This window comes from Kribbella sp. NPDC050820 (assembly GCF_040653975.1).
Classification (GTDB): domain Bacteria; phylum Actinomycetota; class Actinomycetes; order Propionibacteriales; family Kribbellaceae; genus Kribbella.
Genome location: NZ_JBFAHB010000085.1, coordinates 1 through 25,000, shown reverse-complemented (window position 1 = coordinate 25,000; position 25,000 = coordinate 1). Strand labels below are relative to the sequence as shown.

Annotated in this window: 25 protein-coding genes; 15 read left to right on the top strand and 10 right to left on the bottom strand. The window is 70.3% G+C overall.

The features are described 5' to 3' along the window. Window positions 1-218: 218 nt before the first annotated feature. Together AB0H36_RS41440 and AB0H36_RS41435 are read right to left on the bottom strand one after the other, a co-directional pair. Window positions 219-2,144 carry an FtsX-like permease family protein gene (locus AB0H36_RS41440; protein ID WP_360536410.1) on the bottom strand — a complete coding sequence of 642 codons (1,926 nt, stop codon included), beginning with the start codon at window positions 2,142-2,144 and terminating at the stop codon, window positions 219-221. Further along, a complete protein-coding gene (locus tag AB0H36_RS41435) occupies window positions 2,144-2,911 on the bottom strand; it encodes an ABC transporter ATP-binding protein (protein WP_360536408.1) in 768 nt (255 codons plus the stop codon). Before AB0H36_RS41435 ends, AB0H36_RS41440 begins: the two co-directional genes overlap by 1 nt. 108 nt (window positions 2,912-3,019) lie before the next feature. Here AB0H36_RS41435 and AB0H36_RS41430 point away from each other — a divergent pair, with 108 nt between their 5' ends. The 4 genes from AB0H36_RS41430 to AB0H36_RS41415 are packed head-to-tail and all read left to right on the top strand — an operon-like array spanning window position 3,020 to window position 5,791. Beyond that, window positions 3,020-4,294: a sensor domain-containing protein gene (locus AB0H36_RS41430; RefSeq protein WP_360536406.1), complete on the top strand. Its 1,275-nt coding sequence runs from the start codon at window positions 3,020-3,022 to the stop codon at window positions 4,292-4,294. Then, a complete protein-coding gene (locus tag AB0H36_RS41425; protein WP_360536404.1) occupies window positions 4,276-4,929 on the top strand; it encodes a response regulator transcription factor in 654 nt (217 codons plus the stop codon). The genes AB0H36_RS41430 and AB0H36_RS41425 overlap by 19 nt, the downstream gene beginning before the upstream one ends. A gap of 14 nt (window positions 4,930-4,943) precedes the next feature. Further along, on the top strand, window positions 4,944-5,345 hold the full coding sequence (locus tag AB0H36_RS41420) for a CoA-binding protein (RefSeq protein ID WP_360536402.1): 402 nt from the start codon (window positions 4,944-4,946) through the stop codon (window positions 5,343-5,345). Between the two features lie 23 nt (window positions 5,346-5,368). Continuing rightward, the gene (locus tag AB0H36_RS41415) at window positions 5,369-5,791 is read left to right on the top strand and encodes a TIGR03667 family PPOX class F420-dependent oxidoreductase (protein WP_360536400.1); all 423 of its coding nucleotides are present in this window, start codon (window positions 5,369-5,371) and stop codon (window positions 5,789-5,791) included. Window positions 5,792-5,808: 17 nt separating this feature from the next. Here AB0H36_RS41415 and AB0H36_RS41410 read toward each other — a convergent pair whose 3' ends face one another. From AB0H36_RS41410 to AB0H36_RS41395, 4 genes are read right to left on the bottom strand one after another with little or no spacing between them, the layout of a single operon-like run. Continuing rightward, on the bottom strand, window positions 5,809-6,057 hold the full coding sequence (locus tag AB0H36_RS41410; protein WP_360536398.1) for a DUF2630 family protein: 249 nt from the start codon (window positions 6,055-6,057) through the stop codon (window positions 5,809-5,811). Next, the gene (locus AB0H36_RS41405) at window positions 6,054-6,821 is read right to left on the bottom strand and encodes an ABC transporter permease (RefSeq protein WP_360536396.1); all 768 of its coding nucleotides are present in this window, start codon (window positions 6,819-6,821) and stop codon (window positions 6,054-6,056) included. Before AB0H36_RS41405 ends, AB0H36_RS41410 begins: the two co-directional genes overlap by 4 nt. Continuing rightward, window positions 6,821-8,530 (bottom strand): AMP-binding protein, encoded by a 1,710-nt coding sequence (locus AB0H36_RS41400; protein WP_360536394.1) that lies wholly within the window; start codon window positions 8,528-8,530, stop codon window positions 6,821-6,823. The genes AB0H36_RS41405 and AB0H36_RS41400 overlap by 1 nt, the downstream gene beginning before the upstream one ends. Window positions 8,531-8,540: 10 nt before the next feature. Beyond that, entirely contained in the window at window positions 8,541-9,590 is a 1,050-nt protein-coding gene (locus AB0H36_RS41395; protein WP_360536392.1) for an SLC13 family permease, read from the bottom strand. A gap of 157 nt (window positions 9,591-9,747) precedes the next feature. Between AB0H36_RS41395 and AB0H36_RS41390 the strand changes: the two genes are divergently transcribed. Continuing rightward, on the top strand, window positions 9,748-12,447 hold the full coding sequence (locus tag AB0H36_RS41390; protein ID WP_360536390.1) for a GNAT family N-acetyltransferase: 2,700 nt from the start codon (window positions 9,748-9,750) through the stop codon (window positions 12,445-12,447). Here AB0H36_RS41390 and AB0H36_RS41385 read toward each other — a convergent pair. Continuing rightward, window positions 12,440-12,946 (bottom strand): DUF2087 domain-containing protein, encoded by a 507-nt coding sequence (locus tag AB0H36_RS41385; RefSeq protein ID WP_360536388.1) that lies wholly within the window; start codon window positions 12,944-12,946, stop codon window positions 12,440-12,442. The two genes, AB0H36_RS41390 and AB0H36_RS41385, sit on opposite strands and share 8 nt — an antisense overlap. Before the next feature lie 57 nt (window positions 12,947-13,003). Between AB0H36_RS41385 and AB0H36_RS41380 the strand changes: the two genes are divergently transcribed. The 5 genes from AB0H36_RS41380 to AB0H36_RS41360 all read left to right on the top strand — a co-directional run bounded on the left by AB0H36_RS41380 (window position 13,004) and on the right by AB0H36_RS41360 (window position 18,316). Next, entirely contained in the window at window positions 13,004-14,065 is a 1,062-nt protein-coding gene (locus AB0H36_RS41380) for a P1 family peptidase (RefSeq protein ID WP_360536386.1), read from the top strand. A gap of 108 nt (window positions 14,066-14,173) precedes the next feature. Continuing rightward, complete coding sequence (locus AB0H36_RS41375; protein WP_360536384.1) at window positions 14,174-14,872, top strand: ABC transporter ATP-binding protein; 699 nt, start codon at window positions 14,174-14,176, stop codon at window positions 14,870-14,872. Then, window positions 14,869-16,518 carry an FtsX-like permease family protein gene (locus tag AB0H36_RS41370; protein WP_360536382.1) on the top strand — a complete coding sequence of 550 codons (1,650 nt, stop codon included), beginning with the start codon at window positions 14,869-14,871 and terminating at the stop codon, window positions 16,516-16,518. Before AB0H36_RS41375 ends, AB0H36_RS41370 begins: the two co-directional genes overlap by 4 nt. 57 nt (window positions 16,519-16,575) lie before the next feature. Continuing rightward, window positions 16,576-17,187, top strand: a complete 612-nt coding sequence (locus tag AB0H36_RS41365) for a DUF5998 family protein (RefSeq protein WP_360536380.1) — start codon at window positions 16,576-16,578, stop codon at window positions 17,185-17,187. 16 nt (window positions 17,188-17,203) lie between these two features. After that, window positions 17,204-18,316 (top strand): nucleotide pyrophosphatase/phosphodiesterase family protein, encoded by a 1,113-nt coding sequence (locus AB0H36_RS41360; RefSeq protein ID WP_360536378.1) that lies wholly within the window; start codon window positions 17,204-17,206, stop codon window positions 18,314-18,316. On the opposite strand, the gene AB0H36_RS41355 is transcribed toward AB0H36_RS41360, so the two are convergent. After that, a complete protein-coding gene (locus AB0H36_RS41355) occupies window positions 18,313-19,956 on the bottom strand; it encodes a S8 family serine peptidase (RefSeq protein WP_360536376.1) in 1,644 nt (547 codons plus the stop codon). The genes AB0H36_RS41360 and AB0H36_RS41355 overlap by 4 nt on opposite strands. Window positions 19,957-20,077: 121 nt before the next feature. Here AB0H36_RS41355 and AB0H36_RS41350 point away from each other — a divergent pair, with 121 nt between their 5' ends. Then, window positions 20,078-20,731 carry a thymidine kinase gene (locus AB0H36_RS41350; RefSeq protein ID WP_360536374.1) on the top strand — a complete coding sequence of 218 codons (654 nt, stop codon included), beginning with the start codon at window positions 20,078-20,080 and terminating at the stop codon, window positions 20,729-20,731. Continuing rightward, window positions 20,728-21,546, top strand: coding sequence for a sulfurtransferase (locus tag AB0H36_RS41345; RefSeq protein WP_360536372.1), 819 nt, complete (start codon window positions 20,728-20,730; stop codon window positions 21,544-21,546). The genes AB0H36_RS41350 and AB0H36_RS41345 overlap by 4 nt, the downstream gene beginning before the upstream one ends. On the opposite strand, the gene AB0H36_RS41340 is transcribed toward AB0H36_RS41345, so the two are convergent. Then, complete coding sequence (locus AB0H36_RS41340) at window positions 21,543-22,514, bottom strand: zinc-binding dehydrogenase (protein ID WP_360536370.1); 972 nt, start codon at window positions 22,512-22,514, stop codon at window positions 21,543-21,545. The genes AB0H36_RS41345 and AB0H36_RS41340 overlap by 4 nt on opposite strands. 55 nt (window positions 22,515-22,569) lie before the next feature. Between AB0H36_RS41340 and AB0H36_RS41335 the strand changes: the two genes are divergently transcribed. The 3 genes from AB0H36_RS41335 (at window position 22,570) to AB0H36_RS41325 (ending at window position 24,473) form a co-directional block, all read left to right on the top strand. After that, complete coding sequence (locus tag AB0H36_RS41335; protein WP_360536368.1) at window positions 22,570-23,121, top strand: cupin domain-containing protein; 552 nt, start codon at window positions 22,570-22,572, stop codon at window positions 23,119-23,121. 26 nt (window positions 23,122-23,147) lie between these two features. Further along, the gene (locus AB0H36_RS41330; RefSeq protein WP_360536366.1) at window positions 23,148-23,351 is read left to right on the top strand and encodes a helix-turn-helix domain-containing protein; all 204 of its coding nucleotides are present in this window, start codon (window positions 23,148-23,150) and stop codon (window positions 23,349-23,351) included. 66 nt (window positions 23,352-23,417) lie between these two features. Then, window positions 23,418-24,473, top strand: a complete 1,056-nt coding sequence (locus tag AB0H36_RS41325) for a DUF4185 domain-containing protein (protein ID WP_360536364.1) — start codon at window positions 23,418-23,420, stop codon at window positions 24,471-24,473. Here the strand turns inward: AB0H36_RS41325 and AB0H36_RS41320 are convergent. Continuing rightward, window positions 24,470-24,937 (bottom strand): N-acetyltransferase, encoded by a 468-nt coding sequence (locus tag AB0H36_RS41320; RefSeq protein WP_360536362.1) that lies wholly within the window; start codon window positions 24,935-24,937, stop codon window positions 24,470-24,472. The genes AB0H36_RS41325 and AB0H36_RS41320 overlap by 4 nt on opposite strands. Window positions 24,938-25,000 lie beyond the last annotated feature (63 nt).

Genomic DNA, 25,000 nt, shown 5'->3' with positions numbered 1-25,000 from the left:
GGCGCCGCGACGGTCCGGCGCCGTGCCCATTGTCCCTGGTGAACTCCCATTTGCTGTGCACATTGCCACGCCTCCGGCGCGGCGCGTCGTGGGGCCTGGTTCCCGTCCTTCCCTCGTCACTCCAGTCGCTTCGCTCCCTGCGCTCCTCAGTCCAGGATGGGGGCCCCACGAGCGTGGCCACGACCCGCCAACCTGCCGAGACAGCCGCCGTGAGCGGTCTAGTCCAGCGCTCCGGACGGCTGCGACCGGCGCAGGATGTACGTCGTCGGGGCCAGAGCGGACCCTACCGCCAAGGTCAGACAGATCGCGGCGATACCCAGCAGCACACCCCACGGCACGGTCACCGGTACGTCGGCCACCCCCGACGTCAGCGCGTGCCGGATCAGGATCCCGACGGTGACCGTGATCGCCGTACCGAGGCTGAGCGCCACCACGCCGACCAGCGACGACTCCCACAGCACCATCCGGCGGATCTGGGCCGGCGTGGCGCCGAGCAGCCGCGACGTGACGAACTCGTGCCGCCGCTGCAGACTGCCCATCAGCAGCGTGTTGGCGATCGCGATCGCGCTGTAGAGCGCGGCCGGCCCGAGCAGCAGGATCAGCCCGAACTGGTCTCCCTTCCGGACTCCCGCCGCCTGCTCCGCCTCCCACTCGGCGGCCGGCACGGCGTTGTCGAGTTTGCCGACCAGGTCGACGCCGGGTTCGGGGAGCACGAAGATCCGCTCGGGCTCGGCCGTCGGCGCGTGCTTGCGGGCCAGCTCGAGCGGCACCAGGAAGGTCGGGTTCGCGCCGAACGCATCCGGGACGATGGCGACGATCCGGAGCTTGGCGCTGGTCCGGTCCAGGAACGTCACCGGTACCTCGTCGCCGACCCGGTAGTGCTCGAACCCGGCCGTCTCTTTGCCCACGGCAACCGTGTTGCCGGTCAGTCGCGCGAGGTCGCCCGCGATCGGGGTCAGCTGCCGGGTGCGGACCGCGACCGCGGGGTCGATGCCTTCGGCGTCCTCGAGCTGGGCGTCGTCCTGGCTGATCCGGACGAACTGGAGCGGGATGCCGGCGTCGGCAGCGGCCACGCCGGTCGTCGACGACAGCTGCGAGCCGGCGACCACGACGGGTGCGCGAACGGCGTCGCGGATGGCCGCCTCGGCGCTGTCGGCGGCGAAGCTGAGGCTGAGCACCATCGACCCGGCGATCGCGGAGATCGACAGGATCGGCGCCGCGAGCGAGGCGCTCCGGCGGGGTGCGGCGATCACGTTGCTCCGCGCGAGCAGGCCCGAGACCTGGGTCCACCTGGTCAGCGGCAGCGACCACAGCCGGCTGATCCAGGGCACGATGAGCGGCGCCAGCAGAGTGAGCGCGATGACCAGCAGCATCGGGGTGAACATCGCCAGCGGCATCACGCCCTCACCGGTCGACGGCCGGATCAGCGCCAGCAACGTGATCGATCCGGCCAGGAACAGCAGCCCGAACGCGATCCGCACCGGCCCGATCCGCGGCGGCTCCAGCGCTGCCTCACGCAGCGCGTCGATCGGTCCGACCCGACCGGCCCGACGAGCGGCCGACCGCGCGCCGAGCATCGCCACCAGGACCCCGGCGCCGACCGCGATCGACAACGGGACCCACGGCGAGGCCGGCTCCAGCTTCACCGGCGCCAGTTCGGTGTACGACGCTTTGCTCAGCAGCAGCGGCGTCGCCAGCTGGGCGAGCACCGCCCCGGTCAGCGCAGCCGCGATCGCGACGACCAACGCTTCGCCGAGGATCATCCGCCGTACCTGCCTCGGGGTGGCGCCGATCAGCCGGAGCAGGCCGATCTCCCGGCGACGCGAGGCGACCGCGAAGGCGAAGGTGCTGGCGATGACGAAGATCGTGATGAACCCGGCGAGCGTCCCGACCATGCTGAGCACGGTCTGCAGGCCGGACACGTCGGCGTCGGTCGTCGGCACCCGGAGCTGCTCGGGCGGGGTGTCGGGGCTGCCGAGGGTCGTCACGGTGATGCTTGCGGCGAGCGGACCGTCGTACGCGATGGTGGCGGCCGTCGCGGTGGCGGCAAGACCGAGCAGGAAGACCCCGACGGCGAGCGCGATGAACGAGCCGGCATACAGGGCGCGATGGCGGCCGACGGTCTGCCGGCTGACGTAGAACATCACCGCTCCAAGTGGCTCATCGCGGCGGCGATCTGGGCCGGCGTGCCGCGCTCGAGGTGGCCTGCGATCAGGCCGTCGGACAGGAACAGGACACGCTCGGCGTACGCGGCGGCCACCGGGTCGTGGGTCACCATCACCACGGTCTGCCCGGCCCGGTCGGTCGCATCGCGCAACAGGGACAGGATCTGCCGGCTGGTGCCGCTGTCCAGGGCGCCGGTCGGCTCGTCGGCGAAGAAGACCGACGGCTGGGTGATCAGCGCCCGGGCGATCGCGACCCGCTGTTGCTGTCCACCGGACAGCTCCGCCGGGCGCCGCTTCGCCTTGCCGTCCAGCCCGACCTGCTCGAGCACCTGATGTACGGCGCTGCGGCTCGGGCGGCGACCGGTCAGTCGCAGGGGGAGCGCGACGTTGTCGTAGGCGGTGAGCGACGGCAGCAGGTTGTACGCCTGGAAGACGAAGCCCATCTCCTTGCGGCGCAGCTTGGTCAGCGCGACCTCATTGAGCCCGCGCAGGTTCACTCCGCCGAGGACGACCGAGCCGTTGGTCGGCTGGTCGAGCCCGGCTGCGCACTGCAGCAGGGTCGACTTGCCGGACCCGGACGGGCCCATCACGGCGGTGAACGTGCCGCGGTGGAAGTGGTACGTCACGCCTCGCAGCGCGTCGACCGCACCGGCCTTGGACCGGTAGGTCTTGGTGATGCCGTCCAGCAGCAGGGCCGGCGGTTCAGTGGGTACGACGCTCGGGTACGTCGGCGCGGTAGCGGTCATGCACTCAGCACACCGGGAAAGCGGCTACAAAGCCCTGGCCCACAGAAGAGACCTGGAGTAGCGCGCACGCTACCGCTCACCGGGCCCCAACCCACCTAGGCTGACGCCGTGGACAGACCGATGACGACCTGGGCGGCGATGGCGTCGCCGCGGTACCTGGTGTCGTCGTGGCCGTGGCGGAGTTACGCCTACCTGTTCACGTCGGTGCCGGTGGGTGTGGTGACGATCGGTGTGCTCTTCGGGCTCGCTGCGGCCAGTGCGGTGCTCAGTCCGATCCTGATCGGGATCCTGCTGATCACCATGTTCCCGCTGATCGGGGTCGTGATCGGCCGGGTCGAACGGTGGCGGTCCGGGCTGGTGCTGATCGACGGCATCAGCAGCCCGCACGCCAAGATGCCCGAGTCGCTGTCGCTGCGCGAGAAGCTGAAGTTCCGCCGCCGCGAGCAGGCCTCGCTGCGCGCACTCGGCTACGGCTTCGTGCTGGGTGTCTTCGTCTGGCCGCTGAGCGCCCTGGTCGCGGGCATCAGCGCGACCATCCTCGGTACGACGCTGGCCGCGCCGGTGATCGCGGACGGCGACCAGATGGGGATGGGGCCGTGGATCCTGGACAGCGCGCAGGAGGGGTTCATCTTCCTGCTGTGCTTCGGGCCGCCCTTCTTCGCGCTGAGCTCCTACCTGGTCGGCGTGCTCGCGGGTGCGGAGGCCGCGCTGGCGAAGGCGATGCTGGGCCCGCGGCAGGAGGAGCTGCAGCGGAACCTGGCCGAGCTGCGGCGGTCCCGGCTCGACCTGGTCGACGCGTTCGAGACCGAGCGGGTCCGGATCGAGCGGCACCTGCACGACGGCGTGCAGCAGCGTCTGGTCGGGCTGACCATGACACTCGGACTGGCCGAGCTCGACCTGCCGGAGGGGGAGGGCAAGCGGCTGGTCGTGAAGGCGCACGGTGAGGCGGAGGCGGCGCTGGCGGACCTGCGCGAGGCGGTCCGCGGGATCCACCCGCGCGTACTCGTCGACCATGGGCTGGAGGCCGCCGTACTGGAGGTGGCGGACCGGAGTCCGCTGCCGGTGACCGTGCAGCTGACGCTGCCGTCGCGACTGCCGCCGCCGATCGAGGCCGCGGCGTACTTCGTCGTCAGCGAGGCGCTGGCCAACGTCGCCAAGCACGCGCAGGCCAGGACCTGTGAGGTGGCCGGGTGGGTCGAGCGTGATCGGCTGGTCATCACGATCACCGACGACGGCGTCGGTGGTGCGCGGCCAGGCGCCGGGACCGGGCTCACCGGGCTGGTGACCCGGTTGGACGCTTTGGGAGGGACACTCGACATCGACAGCCCACTCGGTGGGCCGACGCGACTGAGGATGGAGTGCCCGTGCCGACTCTGCGACTGAGCATCGTGCTGGCCGAAGACTCGATGCTGTTGCGGGAGGGGCTGGCCAGCATTCTCGACCGCGCCGGCCACGAGGTACGGGATGCCGTCGGGGACGCCGACACACTGCTGGCCGTCGTACGCAAGGCGCCGCCGGACGTGGTGATCACCGACGTCCGGATGCCGCCCGGCCACAGCGACGAAGGGCTGCGCGCGGCGGCGGCGATCCGGGCCGAGTTGCCGGCGATCGGGATCCTGGTGCTGTCGCAGTACGTCGCCGACGCGTATCTCTCCTCGTTGCTCGAGACAACGACCGGCGGGATCGGGTACCTGCTGAAGGACCGGGTCGGGCATGTCGCGGAGTTCCTCGAGTCGCTGGACCGGGTCGCCGACGGCGGGACCGTGGTGGACCCCGAGGTGGTCCGGCAACTGCTCGCGCGGCGGCGGAACGACGGTCCGCTGTCGGCGCTCACGCCGCGGGAGCTGGAGGTGCTCGCGCTGATGGCGGAAGGGCGGGTGAACGCGTCGATCGCCGAGCAGCTGGTGGTGAGCGAGGCCGCCGTACGCAAGCACGTCGGGAACATCTTCGCGAAGCTGCAGCTGGACGACGGGCGGGACCGGCGGGTGTCCGCAGTGCTCACGTACTTGCGTGGCTGAGGGAGGATCGAGACATGGACAGCGATATCCGGAAGATCCTCGCGGACTGCCAGACGTGGGCGGTCGTTGGACTGTCGAACAACACCAGCCGGGCCGCGTACGGCGTGGCGCGGTTCCTGCAGGGGCACGGCAAGCGGATCGTGCCGGTGCATCCGTCGGCGGAGACCGTGCACGCCGAGCAGGGGTACGCGACGCTGGCGGAGATCCCGTTCCCGGTGGACTGCGTGGACGTGTTCGTGCGCTCCGAGCTGGCCGGCGACATCGCGGACCAGGCGGTGGGAATCAACGCGCGGGCCGTGTGGTTCCAGCTGGATGTAGTGGATCCGGACGCCTACGCGCGTACGACGGCCGCCGGGCTGACCATGGTGATGAACCGGTGTCCGGCGATCGAGTGGGGGCGTCTCGGTCCGTCCTGACCACCTGACCCTGAAGGGGCCTGATGATCACGATCGACACGTCCACCGGTTTCGGCAAGCGGATCGCGCGGCAGCTGGACGACGAACGAGTGGTGTGGCTGACGACCGTCGGCAAGTCCGGGACACCCGCGCCGAACCCGGTCTGGTTCCTCTGGCACGGTGACCGGCTGCTGATCGCCAGCCAGCCGAACAAGGCCAAGCTGCACAACGTCGCCGCGCACCCGCAGGTGGCGCTGAACTTCAACGCCACCCACACCGGCGGCGACGTCGGGGTGATCTCCGGCACCGCGGTCGTCGACGACGCGCCGATCACCGGTGACGAGCTGGCGGCCTACAACAACAAGTACGCCGACGACATCGCCGGCCTCGGGATGACCAACGAGCAGTTCCACGCGGACTACTCGGTGATCATCCGCATCACGCCGGAGAAACTGCGCGGTTTCTAGGCCGTCAGGCGCGGTTTCTAGCCGAGGTAGCCCTCGACGGTGTCGGCGGAGCGGGCCTGGGCGTCGTCGGGGTTGTCGCCGAACTCGCGCTTGGCGCGGCGCTGCCGGAGCAGGTCCCAGCACTGGTCGAGCTCGACCTCGACGGCCCGCAGCCGGGCGCGCTCGTCGTCGTCGTTCATTCGCCCGGTCGCGTGCCGGGAGCGCAGCTCGCGCTCCTCGGCGACAAGGTCGTCGATCCGGCTGAACAGGCTCTTGTCATCACTCATGAGGAAACCGTACGCCCGTCCGGAAGGGCCGAACGGGACAGCAGCTCGGTGATGGTCAGGATCGCCAGCGACTCGGCGGCGACCAGGCCGACCAGGACGACCAGCTGAAGGGCGGCCGCCTCCGTGGGCGAGGCGCCGCCCAGGACCATGCCGACGAACGCGCCGGGCAGCGAGACGAGCCCGACCGTGCGCGTCTGGTCGAGCGCCGGCAGCAGAGCGTCACCGGCGACCGGACCGACCACTAGCTTGAACGCGTCCGGCGCCAGCAGGCCGATCGACAGTCCGGCCTCGAACTCGCCGTACCGGGTGCCGTACTCGTTCAGCACCCGGCGGCCGGCCAGTGTGGTCGCGGTCATCGTGCCGCCGATGATGATGCCGCCCATCGGCAGGATCGTGGCCGGGTTGCGCGGCACCACCCCGGGCAGGATGAGCAGCAGCAGTACGGCGAACGCACCGCAACCGATCGCGGTCGCGCAGTACATCCACTGCCGCGGGATCACCGCGGTCGAGTGGATCCGCCGGGTGCTGGTGAAGGTGGCGACCACGAACATCACCAGCACGAACGCGATCGCACCCAGCGTGTGCTGCAGCGCGACACCGACCACCAGACCGACCGCGGTCAGCTGCAGAACAGCACGCAGGGCCGCAGTCACGATTCCTCTGTCGTGCCGCAGCCCCGCGTACCGGGACGCACCGACGCCAATTGCGATCAGCAGTGGCAGAACGACAATCGCTGCCCAACCCAGGCCGGTGTCGAAGGACATCACCCTTCCCTGAAGTCGGCCTCGTCGTACGCGTGCCGGCCCGGCTCGCCGCTGTCCACCTTGGCCGTCTCGTCCGCCCGGAGCTCGACCCGGCGGATCTTCCCGGAGATCGTCTTGGGCAGCTCCGCGAACTCGATCCGCCGGATCCGCTTGTACGGCGCCAGGTGCTCGCGGCAGAACGCCAGGATCTCGCCGGCCAGCTCGCGGGACGGCTCGTACCCGGCGGACAGGACGACGTACGCCTTGGGGACCGCGAGCCGGACCGGGTCCGGCGACGGTACGACGGCCGCCTCGGCGACTGCGGGATGCTCGATCAGCACCGACTCCAGCTCGAACGGCGAGATCCGGTAGTCGCTGGCCTTGAACACGTCGTCGGACCTGCCGACGTAGGTGATGTAGCCCTCCACGTCCCGGCTCGCGACGTCGCCGGTGTGGTAGTGCCCGCCGCGCATCACCTCGGCGGTCAGCTCGGGCGCGTCGCGGTAGCCGCGCATCAGCGGGACCGGCGCCGGCGCGAGCTCGATGCAGATCTCGCCGTCCGCGCCGACCTCGTCGGTAGCCGGGTCGATCAGCGCGATCGAGTACCCGGGCAGCGGGCGGCCCATCGAGCCGAGCTTGACCGGCTGGCCGGGCGGGTTGCCGATCTGCGCGGTCGTCTCGGTCTGCCCGTACCCGTCCCGGATGGTGACGCCCCAGGCGTTGCGGACCTGCTCGATCACCTCGGGGTTGAGCGGCTCACCGGCCGAGATGCACTCCCGGATCCGGACCTCCACCGCAGACAGGTCGGCCTGGATCAGCATCCGCCAGACCGTCGGCGGCGCGCAGAACGTGGTCACGCCGTACGTCTGCAGGACGCGCAGCATCTTCTCGGCGTCGAAGCGCGTGTAGTTGTAGAGGAACACGGTCGCGCCCGCGTTCCAGGGCGCGAAGACGTTGCTCCACGAGTGCTTCGCCCAGCCGGGGGAGGAGACGTTGAGGTGGACGTCGCCCGGTTGCAGCCCGATCCAGTACATCGTCGACAGGTGGCCGACGGGGTAGCTGACCTGGGTGTGCTCGACCAGCTTGGGCTGGCTCGTCGTACCGGAGGTGAAGTAGAGCAGCAGCGAGTCGTGGGCGGAGGTGTCCACCTCGGGCACCGGGCCGTCGTACTGCGCCGAGTCGTCGTAGTGCAGCCAGCCGTCGACGGCCTCACCGACGGCGACGCGGAGGCAGTGGTCGGCGATCCCGGCGTACCGGCCGGTCTCGGCGCTGCTGGTCACCACGGCCCGGACGCCGCCGCGCTGGATCCGGTCGGCGAGGTCGGCGTCGGTGAGCAGGGTCGTCGCGGGGATCATCACCGCGCCGGCCCGGATGCAGCCGAGCATGGTCTCCCACAGCGGCACGGTGTTGCCGAGCACGATCAGGACCCGGTCTCCTGGTTGCAGCCCGGCCTCGGTGAGCCAGCCGGCGACCCGGCGGGACCGCTCGGCCATCTCGCGGTACGTCCGGGAGTTGACCTCGCCGTCCTCCTCGACGATCGTGAGCGCGGCGACCCCGGGCTGCTCGACCGCGAGCGCGTCGAACCAGTCCCGGGCCCAGTTGAACCGGTCGAACGCCGGCCAGTGGAAATCGCGGTACGCCGTCTCGTAGTCCTCGCGGTGTGCCACCAGGAAGTCCCGGGCCGTCCGGAACTCCCGTGTGACGTCCTGAGTGCTGCGCTCCGTAGCCATGTTCCGCACATTACCCACCGAGCGCGAGGACCGAGCCCGCCACGACGAGCGGTGTCAGGATCAGGCCGCGCCACAGGAACGACCACCAGGAGATGTCGACTCGGGCGGCGTCGCAGCGGTCGCGCCACAGCAGCGTCGCGAGCGAACCCCAGAGCGTGAGCAGGCAGCCGCAGTTGACGCCGATCAGCAGCGCCATCATGCGGTGCGGGCTGTCGGCGGCGACGGGCTCCATGGCCAGGTAGGCGGGCAGGTTGTCGGCCAGGTTCGCACCCAACGCGGCGGTCGCGCTCAGCCGCAGCTCGGACGTGCTGCCGGCGATCCGGCTCAGCACCTCCTGGAGCCCGTGTGCGCTGAGGAAGCCGACCACGGCGAACAGCACGGCCACAGTCGTCACGAGCTTGACCGGCAGCAACGACCACCGCAGCGCGCTCCGCCGCCGGATCGCGAACAGCCCAACCAGCAACAGAGCGCCCACACTCGCCGGCCAGGCGACCTCGATCCCGGAGACGAACGCGGGCCCGAGGAGCAGACACACGCCTGCGCATCCCCAGAACAGCACCTTGTCGTCCACATGCGGCGTCGGCGGTACGACGTACGTCCGCCGCAGATCGCGATGGAACAAGACGGCCAGCACCGTCACCGTGATCAGGATCGCTGCGATGGCGGGCCGCCAGCTGACCCGCAGATAGTTGTGCAGGTGCTCGAACTGGTGCAGCGCGAGCAGGTTGGTGAGGTTGGAGACCGGGAGGAGCAGGGACGCGGTGCCGGCCAGCCACACGGTCGTGAACGCGAACAGCTTGGGCGGGATGCCCAGCTGACGCGCCATCGAGAGCACGACAGGCGTCAGCAGCACCGCGCAGGTGTCCAGCGAGAGCACGATGGTCAGCCCGGTGGCGAGCACGACCACCAGCAGCCAGAGCCGCCACACCCGGCCGCGGGCGAGGTGCGCGGCCTCACGGGCGGCGACGTCGAAAACCTTCGCCTGGTCGGCCAGCTCGGCGATCACGGTCACTGCGATCAGGAAGACCAGCACGGGCGCAATCCGTGCGACCAAATTCATGACCTCCGCGATGACGAGTTGAGTAGGCTGGCCGAGTGACTGTGCTTTTGGCCGGGCCTCCGGCACCGGCGGGGTCCTGGGGCTGGAACTCCCGTCCTTCCCTCGTCACTCCAGTCGCTTCGCTCCCTGCGCTCCTCAGTCCAGGACGGGAGGCCCCATGACGCCGGACCAGTATGACTCCCAGCCGCCCGCCGGATATCCGGCGGAGTTCGAGGCGGACGTGGTCCTGCGCGACGGCGCCACCGCGCACCTGCGGCCGATCACGCCGGACGACGCCGACCTGCTGGTCGCCTTCTACGCCCGGGTGTCCGACAGCTCGAAGTACTACCGCTTCTTCGCCCCCTACCCACAGCTGTCCGACCGCGATGTGGCGAGGTTCACCCAGGTCGACTACCACGACCGGCTGGCGCTGATCGTCACCGTCGGCAGCGAGATGATCGGCGTCGGGCGCTACGAGCGCACCGGCCGCCGTACTGCGGAGGTCGCGTTCCTGATCGAGGACGCGCACCAAGGCCGCGGCCTCGGCCAGCTGCTGCTCGAGCACCTCGCCCAGGGCGCCCGGGAGAACGGCATCGCCCGGTTCGTCGCCGAGGTGCTGCCGGACAACCGCAAGATGATCACCGTCTTCACCGAGGCCGGCTACAAAGTCGCGCGCGAGTTCGAGGACGGCGTGATCATGGTCGAGTTCGACATCGCGCCGACCGACACCTCGTTCGGCGTGATGCAGGCCCGCGAGCAGCGCTCCGAGGCGCTGTCGATCGCGCGGCTGCTGACGCCGTCGGCGGTCGCCGTGATCGGCGCCAGCCGGCGGGAGGGGACGATCGGCAACGCGCTGCTGCGCAACCTGCGCGACGGCGGGTTCACCGGACGCCTGTACGCCGTGAACACCGACACCGACGCGGACGAGATCGAGGGGGTCCCGGCGCACCCGACGATCCGGGACGTGGACGACACGATCGACCTGGCCGTGGTCGCCGTCCGGGCCGAGATGGTCGCCGACGTGGTGCTGGACTGCGCGAACAAGGGCGTGCGCGGGCTGGTCGTGGTGTCGAGCGGGTTCGCCGAGATCGGGGACGAGGGGCGGAAGCGGCAGCGGTACCTGGCCGGCCTGGCGCGGTCGTACGGGATGCGGGTGATCGGGCCGAACGCACTCGGGCTGATCAACACCGCGGCCGGGGTGTCGCTGAACGCGACGCTCTCGCCGCTGATGCCGAGCCGGGGCCGGGTGGCGTTCTTCTGCCAGTCCGGCGCGCTCGGGGTGCCGATCCTGGCCGACATGGTGCGTCGTGGCCTGGGCCTGTCCAGCTTCGTCTCGGCGGGCAACCGGGCCGATGTCTCGGGCAACGACCTGATGCAGTTCTGGTACTCCGACGAGGCGACCGAGGTCGTGCTGCTGTACCTGGAGTCGCTGGGCAACCCGCGGAAGTTCAGCCGGGTGTCGCGCCGGCTGGCCCGGCGCAAGCCGGTGGTCGCGCTGAAGTCGGGCCGGACTACCCAGGGGGTGCCGCTCGGTCAGATGGTGCGGCGCAGCCAGTTGCCTGCCGCGACCGTCGAGTCGATGTTCCGGCAGAGTGGGCTGATCGGGGTGGACACCACCGGTGAGCTGTTCGACGTCGCCCAGTTGCTCGCGCACCAGCCGCTGCCGAAGGGACGCCGGGTCGCGATCGTCAGCAACTCCGACGCGCTGACGCTGCTGGCGCTGGACACGATGGCCGGCTGCGGCCTGGACGTCGCGGGGGAGCCGCGCAACCTGAGCGCCGACGCGACCGCGGAGGACTTCGGGGCCGCGCTGTCCGAGGTGTTCGCCGACGAGCGGGTGCACTCGGTGGTCGTCATCTACACACCGCCGGTCCAGTCCAACGGCGCCGAGGTCGCGCAGGTGCTGGCCGCGGCGGCGGCCGGGTCGGACAAGCCGGTCGTGTCGACGTTCCTCGCGTCGCGGAGCGTGCCGGCCGAGCTCCGGGTGCCGGATGGCCACGGTGGCGCGGCCCGTGGTTCGATCCCGTCGTTCCTGAACCCGCAGTACGCCGTGGGCGCGCTGGCCAAGGCGACGCAGTACGCGGAGTGGCGGCGGCGGTCCGACAGCCGGATCCCGGACCTCCCGGACGTGGACACCAGAGCCGCCGAGGACTTCGTCGCGGAGTACTTGCAACGGCATCCGCACGGCGCCGACCTGAATGATGCGGACCGGCAGATGCTGCTCAGCTTCTACGGCATCTCGGTGTTGCCGGCGTTCCCGGTGCAGAGCGCCGACGAGGCCGTCGAGCGGGCCGCCGACCTCGGGTTCGAGGTGATCCTCAAGGCGACCGCCGAGCAGTGGCGGATGCGGCCCGACCTGGCCGACATCTGGCGGCACATCCACGACGAGGACGACATGCGCGGGGCCTGGGACGAGATGACCCGGACCTTCGGGGTCGCCTCCGACCCGGAGCGCGCGCAGTTCGTCGTGCAGAAGATGGCGCCGCCCGGGGTGCCGGTGGTGATCTCGGCGCTGGAGGACGTGTCGTTCGGCCCGGTCGTGTCGTTCGGCCTGTCCGGGGTCGCGACCGACCTGCTGGGCGACCGCGCGTACCGGATGCCACCGCTGACCACCCGGGACGCCGCCGAGATGGTCCGTGAGGTGCGGGCGGCGCCGCTGCTGTACGGCTACCGCGGCAGCGACCCGGTCGACATCTCCGCGATCGAGAACCTGCTGCACCGCGTCTCCCGGCTGACCCTGGACCTGGAGGAGGTCGTCAAGCTCGACCTCCGCTCGGTCCTGGTCGGAGCCCAGGGCGCCACCGTGCTCGACGCCTGCATCCGGATCGCCCCGAACGAGAAGCCCCGTCAGGACACCCCTGCCCGGCGCCTCACCTGACGTAGATGCTGTCCGCGCGGCTGAGCAGGCCGGCGTCGACCAGTTCGCGGCGCAGGGCCGCGTGGTCGGGGTGCCAGCGGTTGAGGATCTCGTTGACCTCGGACTCGGGGTAGCTGCGGCCCGGCTCGAAGCTCGCCGCGAGGTACTCCAGGACGACGCGGAACTTGGCCGGAATCGTCGGGAAGTGCGTCAGCCTGCCGTCCCGGATGAACGACTTGAGCACCGCGTCGCGATGAGGATCCGGGTCGAGCGGCACTCGCTCCGGCCGGCCCTCCCGCACCGCGTGCTTGAACGCGTCCTCCTCCGCTCGCAACCCCCCGGCGGCCTCGACGACCAGCCCACCCTTCACCAACCGCTGCAGCGACTTGTGTACGACGGCCGCCGCCAACCCGGTGCTCCCGGCAACCTGCTCCGGCGTGCTCGCCCCGAGCACGACCGCGGAGTACACCCGCAACCGCGAAGGCTCAGCCAGCAACCCACAGAGCAAATCAGCATTCATGCGTTCCACGCTAACCACGACTGCAACCGGATTTCGGCGGGATGCTAGACAGTGCTCATGACGATGACACCGGGTCCCAGCAACGCGATTACCGATGTGCCGGGGGTTGTGGTGGGGCAGGTGGAGCGGGTGGGGGCGCCGTACCTGACGGGGACGACGGTTGTGCATGTGCCGGCCGGCGCGGTGACTGGGGTGGATGTTCGCGGGGGTGCGCCGGGTACGCGGGAGACGGATCTGCTGGACCCGGTGAACGCCAACCCGGGGGCGAACGCGGTCGTGCTGAGCGGCGGCAGCGCGTACGGGCTGGACACCGCCGGGAGCGTGATGCGGTGGCTCGAGGAACGCGGGCAAGGGGTGCGGGTCGGTCCGGGGGACCGGGACGTGGTGCCGATCGTGCCGACCGCGGTCATCTTCGACCTCGGCCGCGGTGGTGACTTCAAGGCCCGGCCGGAGCCGTCCTGGGGCGCCGACGCGATCGCCGCCGCCACCGACGGTCCTGTTGCTCTCGGCAACCATGGTGCCGGTGCCGGCGCTCGGGCGCGATCACTCAAGGGCGGCGTCGGCTCGGCCAGCGTCCGGCTGGACGACGGTACGACGGTTGGCGCGCTGGTGATCGTGAACGCGGCCGGCTCGACCGTGGACGAGCAGGGCCGGCTGTACGGCGCTCGCTTCGGTCTCGGCGACGAGTTCGCGTTTCTTCGCACCCCCACCGAGCAGCCGGCCCTCGTCGTACCCGGCCGGAACCTGATCCCCGGTCCTGGCACCAACACGGTGATCGCGGTGGTGGCGACCGACGTACCGCTGGACAAGGCGGCCGCGAAACGGATGGCGATGATCGCGCACGACGGCCTGGCCCGGGCGATCGACCCGATCCACACGCTGGTCGACGGCGACAGCATCTTCGCGCTCTCGCCCCGCATCCCGGACGACGACCGGCCCCGGTTGAGCGTGACCGATCCGACCGCACTCGGCCAGCTCGAGACCGTCTACGCGGCCGGCGCCCGGACGCTGTCCCGCGCGGTCGTCCACGCGATGCTCAATGCGGAGACTGTCGAGACCCCGGCCGGAACGATCCCGAGCTACCGCGACGCCTACCCGTCAGCCTTCCGGACCACCTGACGTACGACTCCAGTACGACGTGGGCCCGACGAACGACTCCGGAAGGCGACGGCAAGACCGGTCTGCGGGCCGACGCTCCACCGGCCGACTCGCGGAAAGCTCAGCAGCATGAGCTTTCAGAGTCCCCAGCAGGCTGTCCTCAGCGGTCACGGCCTGGTCAAGTACTACGGCGACGTCGTCGGCCTCGCCGGTGTCGACGTCGCCGTCAGGTCCGGTGAAGCCCTCGCCGTCATGGGTCCCAGCGGCAACGGCAAGACAACCCTTCTCCATGTCCTGGCCGGCATCCTCACTCCGGACCAGGGCGAGGTCTGGCTGGCCGGCGAACGGGTCGACAAGCTGAACGACGCCGCCCGGACGGTCCTGCGCCGCCGCCGGCTCGGCTTCGTCTTCCAGGACAACCAGTTGCTCGCCGAGCTGCCTGCCGACGAGAACGTTGCCCTGCCCATGATGGTCGACGGTGTCAACCGGCGCGATGCGATCGGACGGGCCCGCATGATGCTCGCCCAGGTCGGCCTGTCCGCAGAAGCAGGTCGGCGGCCTGGCGAGCTGTCCGGCGGCCAGGCCCAGCGCGTCGCGATCGCCCGAGCCCTGGTCGGCGAGCCACAGGCCGTCTTCGCCGACGAGCCCACCGGCGCACTCGACGCCGCCACCGGCGCCCAGGTGATCGACCTGCTCGTCGGCGCCGCCACCCACCGCGGTGCCGCCGTGGTCGTCGTCACCCACGACAACGCGGTCGCCGCCCGCTGCCACCGAGTCCTGACAATCGTCGACGGCCGCGTCAGCGAATCGCTAGGAGCCGGCCGATGAACCCGATGACCGATCTCGGCCTGCGCTTCGTCCGCCGGCCGGGTCCGGGTGGTCGCGCGGCCAACCTCGCCGCGCTCGGCGCCACGGCCGTCGTCGCGCTCTTGGTCACCTTCCTGATCGCCGGGTCACTCGGGCTGGTCCACCGCTCGGACCGGATCGGCTGGCGCAGCGGCGACAAGGCCGACCCGGCCACAGCGATCGGCGCGATCAACCAAGATGACGACCTGAGGGTCGACGGGCTCCACATGCTCCGCATCGACCTCGCAACCCTGCGCCCCAACGAGCTACCGCCACCACCTGGTCTCGACCACGCCCCCAAGCCGGGCGAGGTCTTCGTGTCACCCGAACTCGCCAAGCACTGGTCGAGCATCAGCAAGGAGTACGGCGACGAGCAGCCGACCGGCCTGATCAGCGACAAGGGCCTGTCGTCCCCGCAGGAGCTGGTGCTCATCCGCGGGGTCGCGCCCACCGCGGTGGGGGAGCACCCGCAGTACGTCGCCAGCTGGCATGAGGACGTGATGGACAGCCGGATGCTCGGACTGCTGATGGCAGTTGCCTTGGGCATCACCCTGGTGCTGTTCCCGATCCTCAGCCTGGTCGGGCAAGCGGCAGGAGTCGCAGCAAAGCGTCGCGAGCACCGCCTGGCCGGTCTGCGGCTCGCAGGTGCCACCAGGACACAGGTGTTGTCGCTGAGTGCAGTGGAGCAGGCTGTGCTCGGCCTGGCCGGCGCAGTCGTCGGTCTGGTCGGCTACACGACCTTGACTCCGCTGATCGCACGCATCCCGCTCGGTGGCGGCAGATGGTTCTTGTCCGACATCGCGGTCAACTGGTGGACCGCGCTCATCGTGCTGGCCGCTGTACCCGTGCTGTCGGTGATCAGTGCACTCATCGGTCTCGGGCGCGTCAGCATCACGCCGCTCGGTGTCGTCCGTGGCCAGACCCGCAAGGCGACCAGTGCGCTGCGACTGGTGTTCCTGGTGATCGGACCGATCGTGCTGGCGTACTACGGCATGCAGACCGGCCTGCTCCCGGTGCTGATCGGGGTCGGGCTGGCGGCGCTCGCCGTACGGGTGATCGGACCGTGGGCTGTGCAGCTGATCGGCAGGATCCTGGCGAACCTGGCCAACGGTCCGGTCACGCTGCTGGCCGGCCGGCGGCTGGTCGACGACCCGAAGGGTGCATTCCGGCCGGTGGCTGCGCTGGTGCTGAGTGGCTTCGTCACCGGCTTCATGTCGGTGTTCATGCCGCCCGGCGACGACGATCCGACCTACCAGGATCTGCGCATCGGAGTAGTGCTGCTGCTGGGGCTGGTGTTCCTGACGGTCGCCGCCTCGACGGCAGCCGGAGCAGTCGGTACGGCGCTGGACCAGGCGGCGCCCGCCCGTGCGCTCCGGAGGTCCGGTGTGCCGCTGTCCGTGATCGAGCGGTCGGCTCGGCTGGCGGCCGTCGTACCAGTGGTCGGTGTCGGGCTGCCGGTGGTCGGGTTCGGCGCGCTATGCGGGCTGGCGGTGAGCGGTGGCAGGGTGATCACCGAGGGGAATTCGGGGCTTCTGGTGCTGATCGGGCAGGTGCTGTGCGGCCTCGTGCTGGTCGCGGTCGCCGGAGCGGCCGGGGCACCGGTGCTGCGGAAGGCAAGTGCGAACTGATCGCGGTTGTCCACAAGGCGAAATCGCTCTTGCACCGGATCGTGCAAGGATGAGGGCATGCGTGACCTGAATGTGCCCGAGCTCGCGGATGTCTCACCCGCCCTGCGCGAGGCGATCGACCGGTGTGGCTACTACCCGGACGTCGTGACGGACTCGCTCGCGGTCGCGATCGCGGGCGAACCGATCACCTCGTTCGTGCTGCAGCACGAGCCGACCTTCGACCGCGACGAGGTCCGGCGGCACATCACCATCCTGGCCCTGACCCCGACCCGGCTGATCGTCGGGCACACCGACGAGCACGCGGCCGACGAGCTGATCCGCGCGCCGTACGCGTCGACCTCCACCGAGGCGATCCCGCTGCACCGGGTGAACGCGGTGGTCGTCAACCGCGTGGTGCCGAACCCGGCCGGCTACGCCTCGGGCAAGGCCGACCCGGCGGTGTCCGGCGGTGGTGAAGTGGTGCTGACGATCGGCTGGGGGATGGTGAACCGCATCGACCTCGAGCCGGCCGTCTGCGCCGACCCGAACTGCGAGGCCGACCACGGCTACACCGGATCGGTCGCGGCCGACGACATCTCGTTGCGGATCAGCGCGGCCGCAGACGGTCCGGCCGGGATCCAGCAGGTGCTCGACTTCGCGCAGGCGCTGTCGTTCGCCACCAGCCGGTAGTGCCATGCTGACGCCGGTGAGCCCACAGTACGGCGGTGGGGCGCTCGCCGACGTACTGCCCTCAGTGGCCGGTGCGTTGTCGGTCCCGGGCGAGCAGAACGTCCTCGGTCTCCCGCCTGCTCCGCGGTACGCCGTGCTGCTGCTCGACGGACTGGGGTGGCACCTGCTGCAGCGGCATGCGGACGTCGCGCCGTACCTGGCGTCCCTGCTGCCGACAGGTCGCAGCCTGACCGCCGGGGTGCCGTCGACGACTGCGGTCAGCCTGACCAGCCTCGGGACCGGCCTGCCGCCGGGTGCGCACGGGATCGTCGGCTACACGTCGATCGTGCCCGAGTCCGGTGCGCTGCTGAACGCGCTGGCCTGGGATGCGCCGGTGGACCCACGCAGGTGGCAGCCGCACGGGACCGTGTTCGAGCGGGTCGCGGCGTCCGGCGTGGCGACCCGCAACGTCAGCAAGGCACGCTTCGACACATCCGGGCTGACGGCTGCAGCGTTCCGGGGGAGTGCCCATCGCGGCGCGGACACGGTTGAGGACCGGTTGGACGCGACCCGCTTCGCCAGCCGGGAAGGCAAGTCGTCATTGGTCTACGTGTACGACTCGCAGTTGGACTACACCGGCCATAACCAGGGCTGCGACTCGTGGCAGTGGCGCAAGGAACTGGCCGCCGCGGACCTGTTCGCTTCGCAGGTGCGATCGGCGCTGCCGCGGGACGCCGTACTGATCGTCGTCGCGGACCACGGGATGGTCGACGTCTCACCGGAGAACCGGGTCGACCTCGACGCCGAGCCCGCCCTGACCGACGGCCTCCGGCTCATCGGCGGTGAGTCGCGCTTCCGGCACCTGTACTGCGTGGACGGCGCCGAAGCCGACGTGCTGGCGGCGTACCGGGAGCGGCTCGGCGACAAGGCGCTCGTGCTCAGCCGCGAGGAAGCCGTCGAGCTCGGATGGTTCGGCGGTGTCGAGGATCGGGTCGCGCCACGGCTCGGCGACATCGTGGTGGCGTCCCTCGGTCCGGTCGCGCTGGTCGCGAGCAGGCGCTACCCGCAGGAGGCTGGGCTGATCGGCCTGCACGGCTCGCTGACCGACGACGAGATGGCGATCCCGCTGCTCGTCGACCCGGGCGCCTAGAAGCTCCAGACGTTCCAGAAGAAGTTGGTCTGGGCGGTCTTCGCCTCGCCGTCCCGAGCGATGACGGTCACCTTGTAGCGCCCGGAGCCCGGGGTCAGGACTCCGGTGATCCAGCCGCGCTCGGCGTCGATCTCGAGGCCTGGCGGGAGGCCGGTCGCCGAGTAGCTGATCTCGCCCGACCCACCGGATCCCTTCAGCAGCAGCGGAATCGCCGGCAATCCGCCGACCCCGAGCTGATCGCCCGGCTTGGTGATCGAGATGGCGCCGTTCGGCTGCGCGGCCGCGGCGCCGACCGCCTCGGCCGCGTCGACCATGCCCTCGCCGTAGTACGAGTTGTTCGCCTGCGTGCCGATGCACTCGCCGGCGGCGCCCGGCGGGCAGGCCAGGTCGTTCGCCTGCTGGGCGAGCTGGCCGCGGACCTCCGCCGGCGTCGCCTTCGGGTTCAGGCTTCGCAACAACGCCGCCACACCGGCGACGTGCGGTGAGGCCATCGAGGTGCCACTCATCGACTGGTAGCCGCCGCCGGGGACCGTCGAGTAGACGTTCTCACCCGGGGCCGCGACGTTGATCTTGTTCTCGCCGAAGTTGGAGAACCGCGACTTCGCGCCACTGCCGTCGACGGAGGCGACCACGACCATGCTCGGCAGCTCCGTCGGCAGGCTCAGACAGTCGTCGGTCACCGTCCGCAGCTCCGGCGTCGAGTCGTTCGGGCTGGAGTCGTCGTCGGTCTTGTCGGCCAGGTTGTAGTCCTCGTTGCCGGCCGCGGCCACGTTCACCACGCCCTTGGTCTCCGAGTACGCGACCGAGCGCCGTACCGCCTCCGCGATCGCGTCCTGGTCCTGGTCCGACGGGCACAGGAACAGCCACGGGTCGGTGTAGTAGCTGTTGTTGGTGACCGACACCCCCTTGTCGGCGGCGAACATGAACGCGCAGACGGTGTTCTCCGGGAAGAACAGCTGGCTGTCGGCCTCGGCGACCCGGATCGACGAGAACTTCACCCCGGGCGCGACACCGATCATGCCGGTGCCGTTGCGGGCCGCCGCGATCGTGCCGGCCACGTGCGTGCCGTGCTCGCCGACCGGCCGCCACGCTCCAGGCCGGGTGTCGATCTTGCCGTAGGCGCAGGAGGCCGACTTGGTCGCGTCGAAGTTCGCCTTCAGGTCCGGGTGCTGGTCGTCCACGCCGGTGTCCAGCACTCCGACGGTGATGGTCTTGACGCCCGGGTTCTTGTCCCAGGCCCGGTCGGCGCCGATCTGGGCCATGTCCGGCCGGGACGTCTCCGGGGTGGTGCTCGGCGCCTCGGGGACCTGCGCCGGGATGGCGGGTGCGCCGATGTCCGCGGGCAGGTCGGACGTCCGGGTGGCGCCGGCCTTCTGAACGCCCTCGACGCCACGCATCTTGCTCGCGAAGTCGGTCGCGTTCGAGTGCGCGACGACCACCCCGATGGCGTCGTACGACGCGTAGACCGTGCCGCCGTTCGAGGTGATCGCTCCGGTGACCTTGGCGGTCTGCTTCGGCTCGGTGATCACGAAGTACGCCCGCAGCCCGGCCTCGGCGCGTTCCGGCACGGCGGCCGCCGGAAGGGTGGCGGACGCGGTCATCAGGCAGGCCGCGAGGAGCAGGACCAGAGCTTTGTGCACGATCCATTCAAACCGGAGGGGGGCTCAGAACCCAAGCCGACCGCCGGGAACGGTATCGACCTGGTACGACGCGCCACCCCGAGGTGCGAGGTGATCCGCTGACTTGGCAGGATGATCGCCCGTGGCTGAGCTGCTCTACTTCACCGGGACCATGGACTGCGGCAAGTCCACCCTCGCCCTGCAGATGGACCACAACCACAAGGCCAGGGGCCGGCTCGGCCGGATCTTCACCAGCCACGACCGGGCCGGTGAGTCGGTGCTCTCGTCCCGGCTCGGGCTGGCCGCGCAGGCGATCGAGGTGCGGCCGGAGTTCGACTTCTGGGAGTACGTCGTCGGCGAGCTCACGCACGGTGGACGGATCGACTACGTGGTGTGCGACGAGGCGCAGTTCTACAGCGCGCTGCAGATCGAGCAGCTGGCCCGGCTGGTCGACGAGCTCCAGATCGACGTGTTCGCCTTCGGCATCTTGACCGACTTCCGGGCCACGTTGTTCCCGGGTTCTGCCCGGTTGGTGGAGCTGGCGGACAAGATGGAGTTGCTGCAGGTCGAGGCGTTGTGCTGGTGCGGTGAACGGGCCACACACAACGCCCGTACGATCGGTGGAGAGATGGTGACGGAGGGCGAGCAGTTGGTGGTCGGCGACATCGTGACCCAGGACCACGAGGTCGCGTACGAGGTGCTGTGCAGGCGGCACCACCGGCGCCGGCTCACCCAGGCCCGCGCCCGCGCCACCCTGTCACCTGAAGTGCTGCCGTTCGGAGGAGCCGCGTCATGAGCCCGTTGATCACCGTCGAGGAACTGCGTGCGCTCACCGAGCGCCCGGTGCTGATCGACACGACCTGGAACCTCGCGGGCCCGCCCGGCAAGCAGGCGTACGACGCCGGCCACCTCCCCGGCGCGTACTTCGTCGACCTGGACACCGAGCTCGCCGGACCACCCGGCCCCGGCCGCCACCCGTTGCCCGCGGCAACCACCGTGACCGCGGCGCTGCGCCGGGCCGGCGTCGGCCCGAGCACGCCGATCGTCGTCTACGACGCGGCCAACTCGACGGCGGCGGCGCGGGCCTGGTGGATCTTCCGGTACTTCGGCGTCCGCGACGTCCGCGTGCTCGACGGCGGACTCGCGGCCTGGCAGGCAGCCGGGGGAGAGGTGACCACCGAGGTCCCGGCCGACGGAAACGGCTCGTTCATCGCGACCGCCGGGCACATCCCGCTGCTGGACGCCGACGGCGCGGCCGGCGTTGCCGCGACCGGCGTACTGCTGGATGCGCGGGCGCCGGAGCGCTTCGCCGGTGAGGTCGAGCCGATGGACCCGGTCGCCGGACACATCCCCGGCGCACTCAACGCACCCACCACCGCGAACGTCGACGAGACCGGTCGCTTCCTCCCGGCCGACGAGCTCCGGGAACGCTTCGAGAAGCTCGGCGCGAACGACTCCACTGAGGTCGGTGTCTACTGCGGATCCGGAGTCACCGCGGCCCACGAAGCGCTCGCGCTGGAGATCAGCGGCATCCCGTCGACCGTGTACGTCGGCTCGTGGTCGGAGTGGATCACCGACCCATCCCGCCCGGTCGCCACCGGCACCGACTAAGGCACCATGACGACCTTCCCGGCGGCTTCGTCGTTCTGCATGTAGCGGTGCGCCGCGACGATGTCATCGAGGTCGAAGACCCTGTCGAGGTTGGGCTGGTAGACGCCGGCCGCGACCTGGTCGACGACCCGCTGCAGGATGGCTGCGCCCGCACTGCCCTTGAGGGTGTCGCTGTGGAAGGCCGTGAGCTTGGTACCGGACGGGATCATCGCGATGGCTTCGAAGTCCGGGATCGACCACCCACTGAGTGAACCGGCCACACACACAGTCCCGCCAGGCCGCACCAAGTTCAGTGACTCCACCGTCGTACGCGCGCCGACGAGATCCAGCACGTAGTCGGGTCCTTCGGGCCAAACCTCGTGCAGGCTCGGCGCCAGCGGATCGCCGGTGTCGACGAGGGCATGGTCCACACCCGCCGCCTTGAGTGCGTCGATCTTGCCGCGCCGGCGAGTCGTCGCTTCGACGTGGACGCCGTGGCCGGAGGCGATCGACGCCGCCGCCAACCCCACCGACGACGTCCCGCCACGGATCAGCAGCCGTCCTTCTACGACGCCCAATGCATCCAGTGCGCCCTGCGCGGTCAGGTAGGTCTCGGGTAGTGCAGCGAAGAGTTCCCAGGGGAGCGTGGTCGTGACCGGCATCAGCAGGTCGTTCGGCAACAGCGTGTACTCCGCATAGCCGCCGTCGAACGCGCGGCCCATCTCGCCCATCACCGCCGCGACGGTCGTCCCGTCCGGCAGCCGTGGATCGGTCGACGCCGCCACGACGCCCACGCACTCGATTCCGAGCACCCGCGGGAACGTCACGCTCGGCGAGTGCCCCTGCCTGGTCCTCAGCTCCGACCGGTTCAGGCCCGCGGCCTTCACCTGCACCAGGCTCCAGCCCTCCCGAACCGCCGGAATCGGCACCTCGCGGATCTCCAGAACCTCCGGGCCGCCTGGTCTCACACACACTGCTGCTCGCATCATGTCCTGCAGTCTCGTCAGCAGGTCCGCTGACCGGCCACCGGTAAAATGCCAACTTATGCCCGTTGGCCGCCAAGTTCCCGAGTCGCAGCTCTGGCCGGGCGCCGGGATGCACCTGTGGCCGTCCGGCGGCACGAGCTCGGAGCACGCTCATCCGCGCGGGCACCTGGTGTACGCGGCCCGCGGCGTCCTGTCGGTGCACACCGAGCGGGGAACCTCGATCGTTCCGGCCAACCGGCTCACGTGGATCCCGGCCGGGTTCAGCCACTACCACCGCGCGCACGGCAGCACGGACATGCGGATCCTCTTCCTGCCGGCCGCGCTGGCTCGGCTCGTCCCCGGCCATCCGGCGGTGTTCATGGTCTCCGGCCTGGCCCGCGAGGTTCTGCTCACGCTCACCGGCCCGAACCAGCGTGACCGCGATGCTCGCGCCCGTCTCCGCCGCGTCCTCGTCGACGAGCTTCAGGAAGCGCCCGAGCAGCCACTCCAGCTGCCGGAGCCACGCGACGACCGGCTGCGAGCGGTCGCAGAGCTGCTGTACGAAGACCCAGCTGACAACACTGCACTGGCCGAGCTCGGGCAGCGAGTCGGCGCAGCGCGCGCACTCTGAGCCGGCTGTTCCACGACGAGCTCGGCATGACCTTCTACGAGTGGCGCACCCAGCTCCGCGTGTATCACGCGCTCGTCCTGCTCGCCGACGGACAGGACACCACCCGCGTCGCGCACGCGTGCGGCTGGTCGAACCCGAGTAGCTTCATCGCGGCCTTCAGCAACCTCGTCGGCACCACCCCGGGCCGCTACCGGACGGCGCCTCCTTTCGGCGCTGGTGGAAGCTCTTGACGCCCGGGGGCGGAGTGCGGGATCGTCCTGAGAAATCGATTTCCACCGCCCCCTTGGGAGTCACAGATGAAGCGATCCACGTTCCTTCGCGCCGCACTCGGCGCCGGTGTCGTCGCCGCCGTACCCGGTGTGCCGGCGTTCGCCCGGAGCCAGGCCGTCCTGACCAACAAGGTGGCCGACCTGACCGGGCCCGGGTTGACCGACCGGTTCCGGATGGCGGCGACAGACCTCGGGATTCCGGTGCGGACGCCGGACGGCCGGATGCTGTTCATGTTCGGGGACACGTTCGAGCAGCCCTGGGTCGGCGGCGGCTGGTGGCGCTCGCCGGTGGCGCTGTGGTCGACCACGACCGACCTGAACAGCGGCGTGACGTGGTCCGGTGCGGTCGGCGGCGCGGCTGCCCAGCAGTTGTGGGAGTACGAGCACGACAACCCGGTGTTCTCGACCGTGCTGCCGTCGGACGTGATCACGATCGGCGGGTCGATGTACCTGCACGCGATGGTGAACAAGGGCCTGGGCAACGTGGTCTGGACCGAGATCTGGCGCAGCGACAACTCGGGGGCCAGTTGGTACCACACCGGCGCGAAGTTCGACCCGAACATCGACGGCGGGATGTTCCAGTGCCTGACCTGGGGTGAGGGCAACGACGGCTACATCTACGTCTACTCGACCGGGTTCCAGCGGAACAAGCCGATCATCCTGAAGCGGGTCCGCAGCACCCAGATCGCCGACCCGGCGGCGTACGAGCCGTGGGGTTACCGCGACGGCGTGTGGGCCTGGGGCAACCCGGCGACCCCGATCCTGACCGGCAGCTTCGGCGAGCTGTGCCTGCGGCCGCTCGGCGGCAAGTGGGTGCTGACCTGGTTCAACGCCGGTGACTACCGGATCGACGGCATCATCATGGACACCCCGACGTCGAACCTCTACACGGCCTACCGGCAGACCCTGATCTACGGTGGCGCGTGGGGCAACGAGGACGACAACCACGTGGCCCAGCTGTACGGCGGCTACATCATCCCCGGCTCGACCCTCAGCGACATGCACCTGTCGGTGAGCCAGTGGAAGACCGACGCCGGCTGGCCCTACCGCGTGATGCAGTTCCGGGTCCGCAACTTCGGCTAGCGCTCCAGCACCATCGTGTCGGACGTCTCGACCGTGCCGACCCTCTCGAAGCCGAGCGAGCGGTAGAGCTCGGCGGCCGGGTTCTTCGGATCGACGCTGAGACTGAGCTTCGGGTACGGCGACATCCGGATCAGCTCGGTCATCAGGGCGCGGGCGATACCGCGGCGGCGGAAGTCAAGGGATACACCGAGTGACAGCTCAGGAACGTCGTCGGCGACGTAGCCGTAGCCCGGGCGGTCAGCGGTGAGGCAGCGTGCCCACGCGGCTCCGGCGGGCGTCCCGTCCACCTCGGCGACCACTCCGAAGTCGGTCGCGCGCGGCCAGTCGGCGACGTACCGCCATGCCTTGTCTTCGGCGCGCAGCTTGTCGAGCGTGAACCACGCTGTCCCGTCCCAGTTGTAGGCCTCGAGCAGCATCTCGGTCAGGAACGTGAAGTCGTCGGCGGTCGCGGGTCGGAGCAGCATGGCGGGGACCCCAACCCCCCCCCCCCAACCCCCCCCCCCAAAAAAACAGGAAACCCCCCAGGG